The organism is Micromonospora sp. NPDC006431, from assembly GCF_042870725.1.
Classification (GTDB): Bacteria; Actinomycetota; Actinomycetes; order Mycobacteriales; family Micromonosporaceae; genus Micromonospora.
This window is the reverse complement of sequence record NZ_JBIAHQ010000065.1, coordinates 1-4429: the sequence shown is the minus strand read 5'-3', so window position 1 is coordinate 4429 and position 4429 is coordinate 1. Positions and strand designations below refer to the sequence as shown.

5 protein-coding genes are annotated in these 4429 nt (G+C 69.8%); all 5 read left to right on the top strand.

Annotated features, from left to right (window positions below; all coding sequences use genetic code 11):
• Positions 1-136: 136 nt before the first annotated feature.
• The 5 genes from ACFYM6_RS35985 (at position 137) to ACFYM6_RS35965 (ending at position 3922) form a co-directional block, all read left to right on the top strand.
• Positions 137-754, top strand: coding sequence for a hypothetical protein (locus ACFYM6_RS35985; protein WP_387281985.1), 618 nt, complete (start codon positions 137-139; stop codon positions 752-754).
• 348 nt (positions 755-1102) lie between these two features.
• On the top strand, positions 1103-1798 hold the full coding sequence (locus tag ACFYM6_RS35980; RefSeq protein ID WP_387281983.1) for a hypothetical protein: 696 nt from the start codon (positions 1103-1105) through the stop codon (positions 1796-1798).
• Between the two features lie 238 nt (positions 1799-2036).
• A complete protein-coding gene (locus ACFYM6_RS35975; protein WP_387281981.1) occupies positions 2037-3044 on the top strand; it encodes a DUF4192 domain-containing protein in 1008 nt (335 codons plus the stop codon).
• Positions 3045-3075: 31 nt separating this feature from the next.
• Positions 3076-3528, top strand: a complete 453-nt coding sequence (locus ACFYM6_RS35970) for a hypothetical protein (protein WP_387281979.1) — start codon at positions 3076-3078, stop codon at positions 3526-3528.
• Positions 3529-3643: 115 nt separating this feature from the next.
• Positions 3644-3922, top strand: coding sequence for a hypothetical protein (locus tag ACFYM6_RS35965; protein ID WP_387281978.1), 279 nt, complete (start codon positions 3644-3646; stop codon positions 3920-3922).
• Positions 3923-4429 lie beyond the last annotated feature (507 nt).

Genomic DNA, 4429 nt, shown 5'->3' with positions numbered 1-4429 from the left:
GCCCCACACCACCCCCCGCGCGCCCCGCCCCCGGCGCATCAAAACCCCAGCCCCGCGGCCCTCTTCACTAAAAACCGGGGGGGGGGGGGGGGGCCCCCCCCCCCCCCCGCCCCGTCTGCTCTTTGCTGGAGTAAACATGGACTTGCAGATCCACAGCTTCATCAAACGCAACACGTACAGCGGCGCCAACGCGTTGGTCTTCCTCGCCACATCCATGATCGTGAACGCGTTCGCGAACACCGCCCACAACCTTGCCCTGATCTTCGCCGTCAGCGCCATGGCGGGACTGTGGCTCGCCGTGTGGTCACGGCTGGTCCACAACCTCGTTAAGGCCGCAGACCCGTGGATCAGCCCGCTGATCGGCGTGGCCACCCCGGCGGTCCTACTGGCGGCGTTGGCCGAATCCCCGCACACCCTCCTCGGCGCAGCCGTCCTCCTGTTCACCTCCTGGCTGCCGTACATGGTCGCCGAGTCAGCCGGGCAGGCACTCCGGGTCTGGGCGTACCGCTCTCCGCTACCCCAGGCGCGGCTGCTGTACCTCACCGCGCAGGCCGCCGTCGACACCGCCGCCATAGGCGGCATTGGGGTGCTACTCGTGACGCTGGGCGATGGGCGAACTGTCCGCCTGGCTGCAGCGCTGGCGCTGACGGCACCGCTGCTGTTGGCGCGGGCGGTGCACCGGTCCCAGACTCGGCGTGTCGCCGCCACGCCGTGCCCGAGACGGCCGGCCGTCAGGCGAGTGTCTGCGAGCTGACGGCCATGGGCCGCCAACGTTGTCCCCGCCGGTAGGGACCCGCCGTCGGAGCCCTCCGAGCGGCGTGAGCTGGGCTGTCAGGTTCTGCCAGCCGGCCGGACCTGACAGCCCCAGCCACAGCAGCAACAACGCGGCTAGCCTGAGGACTCTTCTCTTTATCCCTGTGCTGATCTGACACGTCCGCGACGGCATCACGCCCACCCTTCCCGGTCGGCCGCCGTCCGCCAGCCTCGGACCCAGCACCCATCACCCCGCCCCTTGCTGCCGTATCCGCGCGAGGGCACATCCCCATCCCTTCAGGCGGCCACCACCCGGTGGCGGCCTCTTCTTCATGCCCAAAGGAGGAACATGCGCCAGTACCTGATGACAGACGGCGATCCTCTCGCCGACCACGACAACCCAACCCCGCCCCTCCTCAGCGGTGTCACCGCACAGTCGCCGGGAACGGACGCCGGCATCACCCTCACCGGCCTGACATGGCAGACCGCCGACAGCCCCGACGACGTCCCGCTGGACGACATCGACACCGACACGCAACCCGCGGCCGGCACCGCACAGCTGACCAAACTCGCAGGCGACCTCACCGCCGCGACGGCCGCACGTGACGCGGCGGTACAAGCTTTCGCCGAACTGCGACGCAGCATCCGCGCCCGCGCGATCAGCGCACTCGTCGACGACGAAATCGGCGGTATCTATCAACACACCGCGCAGCGAGTCGACCGGTTCCTCGTCGACCTCAAGCTCGACCCACTGCCTCACGCACACCACATCACCGTGGTCGCCGACCTGACGCTGCCGATCGCCGCCGGCATGGCCCGAGAGGCCTACGACGCGGCACGAGACACGATGCGCGCGGCCACCACCAGCAGCCCCGACGAGACACGGCCGTGGACCGCGTACGGCTGGACCATCCCCGAGCACGCCACATGCGACCAGGACGGCTGGCGGATTCCGTGGCGGCACGAGTACGAGATCTGGCTCCGCGGCCACACCACCGCAGCCGACGCCACCGCAGCCGCGAAGCCCTCGTCCGCGCCGACCTGACCCGGGCGCTCGCCGGCATCGACCACCACCCGATCACCGTGACCACCAGCCTCGAGGGCGTCGGTATCGACCTGTATCTGGACCCCGACAGCGACTGAACCGTCAGGCGCGCCGATCCGGTGATCGGCGCGCCTGTTCCCGCAGGGGCCGCGTCGCGCCGAGCCGACGCCGGGCACGCGCGGCGCCTACCCGCTCGCCTCCGGCCAATTGTCGACCTCAACCAGCAGTGGAGATCATCATGTCGTTTCTAGACAACAAACTGACCGTGCGATCCCCAGCCGACCTGGTAACCGCGGTGCCGTACCTCCTCGGCTTCCGTCCCAGCGACGGCAGCCTCGTCGTTCTTGCCAGCAGGGACCGCCGGGTCGTCTTCGCCGCCCGGGCCGACCTGCCCGCCCCCGGCGCCCCCGCAAGCCACCTGTTCGACCTCGCCGCCAACCTGGTCCCGGTCGTGCGGCGGCAGCAGCCGATCACTCACATCATGCTCATCGGCTACGGCGATCCCGAGCACGTCGACCCGGCAGTAGGCAGCGTCGGCGACGCGTTCACCGCCAGCGGCATGACCATCCGGCAACTGCTACGCGTCACCGGCACCCGGGTCTACAACCTCAACTGCGACAACCCCGCTTGCTGTCCACCCCAAGGAACCCCGCTCGATCCGACCTCACTCGTCGCCGTGCAGGCCACCGCCGCCGGGCTGGTCGCGCTACCGGACCGGGCCGCCGTTGCCGCCCGGTTTGCACCCGTCGGCGGCGCGGCCCGTGACGGCATACGCCGCGCAACCCGGGAGGCGATCACCCGCCTGAAGGCGGTCAGCGCCGCCGGCAACACGGGCGTGGACGAAGCCGGCGCCCACGCAGTCCGCGACGCGTTGCGACAACACGACGGGGGCAAGCGCCTCACCGACGACGAGGTCGCCTGGCTCACCGTGCTCCTGAAGCGGCCATCGGTGCGGGACGTTGCCGTGGACCTCACCGAGCCGCACGACCGGCACGTCACGTTCTGGGCCGACATCACCCGCCGCGCCCATGAACCGCTTGTGCCGGCACCGGCCACCCTGCTCGCGCTCACCGCGTGGCGCTGCGGTGACGGCGCCCTGGCCGCCATGGCAGCGCACCGTGCCTTGCAGGTGGATCCCGCGTACCAGCTCGCCGACCTGCTGCTGCAGTCGCTGCACGGCGGACTCCCGCCATCGGTGTTCGAGCAGGCAATCGCCGGCGCCCGAACCAACCCCTCAACCCGCTAGCCGGAAACCCGTCAACGACAGGAGGAACACGATGGATCCCACCCGCAGGATGCTGCTCGCCCTTGCCAGGCACGCCGAAGAAGCCCGGCTGGGCTGGAACGCCGAACGCGCCGCCGTGCGGGCTCGCGGCGAAACGCCGGCCCGCAGCGAGGCATACGCCTACCACGTGCAGGCGAACCTGTGCCTGATCACGGCGATCGGCGCGGCGGACCTTCCGGCGAACTTCCGCGTCTACGACATCACACTGTCCCGCGACCCGCTTGCCGCGGCCGAACAACTGCGCCAGGTCGCCGTCGCCCACGACCACAGCGGCCCGATCGAAGCCGCACACGAGGCAGCACGCCTGGCCTACAAGGAGGCGTTCGCCCGGCCGGTCACAGCACAGGAACAGCAGTATGTCGAATTGCTCGCCGGTCTTCCCGCCGCGCGACGCGACAAGATCGTCGAACTGGCCGAGCAACGCGCCCGCCACCCGGAGGCATAAGAGCTGGTCCTCCGGCGTTCGCGCCGGCCTTCATGAGCAGCCTCGCCGCGGCAGGACCCACTCGGCGCACCTCACGTCAGCCGGCTCGGCCGTTCACTCCTATGGAAAGGAACCGATGAGCATCTACACCCTCACACCCAAACCCGGCTTCGACCGCTACTCCATCCGGGTCGGCTGGAACCCGCACCGCACCTTTTTCGCGACCGTCGTCGACTTCGCCTGGGACCCAGTCACCGACCCCGACAACAAACTCGACACTGTGCGGGTCGGCCTGGTCGCGGCGATCCTCGACCCGGCCGAGGTGCTCCTGGCCGTCGAACCCTACGCCGTCATCCCGGGAGACCTGGCCGCCACACTCCGCGCGGACCAAGCCGCGCACCCGGTGCGCCGCTAACACGAACACCCCGAGGCCCCCATCGCACCGACGCCAACGGGCCCGCATCGCACTCGCCAGCATTCTTCGATTTACCGATCGCCGCCCGGCCGTCTTGCGCGAATCCCGCGCATAAGCCGCCTCCGTGACCGGCGGCCACGTACCGACGAGCCACCCCAGCCCGCCTACCAGCGGAGCGAATCCAGCGCCGGGCGGTACCCCGACTGAGCAGGGGCCACATGGCGCGTCGACGGCTCCACACCGCCGAACACATCCCCTGACTGAGCCACGCCGGCGCTGCCTCCCCAAGGAGACAGCCACAGCCGTGCCGCGCAATGAGCGGCACAACACGAAACGGCCCGCCACCAGGCGGGCCGTCGTCGCATCTGGACCCGGGACGCCACGCCTCGACAACGTACGCGTCCCGGGTTCTCCAGTGACGTGATCTCAACAAGATTCGGATAGGTACTTGTATTCGAAATGAGTCAAGTGCAGCGCGGCGGCGACGATATCGCCGGTCCGGCCTGG

Bases quoted from the DNA above. Each gene is read 5' to 3' on its own strand.
- ACFYM6_RS35985 (WP_387281985.1), top strand. From the start codon at position 137: ATGGACTTGCAGATCCACAGCTTCATCAAACGCAACACGTACAGCGGC.
- ACFYM6_RS35980 (WP_387281983.1), top strand. From the start codon at position 1,103: ATGCGCCAGTACCTGATGACAGACGGCGATCCTCTCGCCGACCACGAC.
- ACFYM6_RS35975 (WP_387281981.1), top strand. From the start codon at position 2,037: ATGTCGTTTCTAGACAACAAACTGACCGTGCGATCCCCAGCCGACCTG.
- ACFYM6_RS35970 (WP_387281979.1), top strand. From the start codon at position 3,076: ATGGATCCCACCCGCAGGATGCTGCTCGCCCTTGCCAGGCACGCCGAA.
- ACFYM6_RS35965 (WP_387281978.1), top strand. From the start codon at position 3,644: ATGAGCATCTACACCCTCACACCCAAACCCGGCTTCGACCGCTACTCC.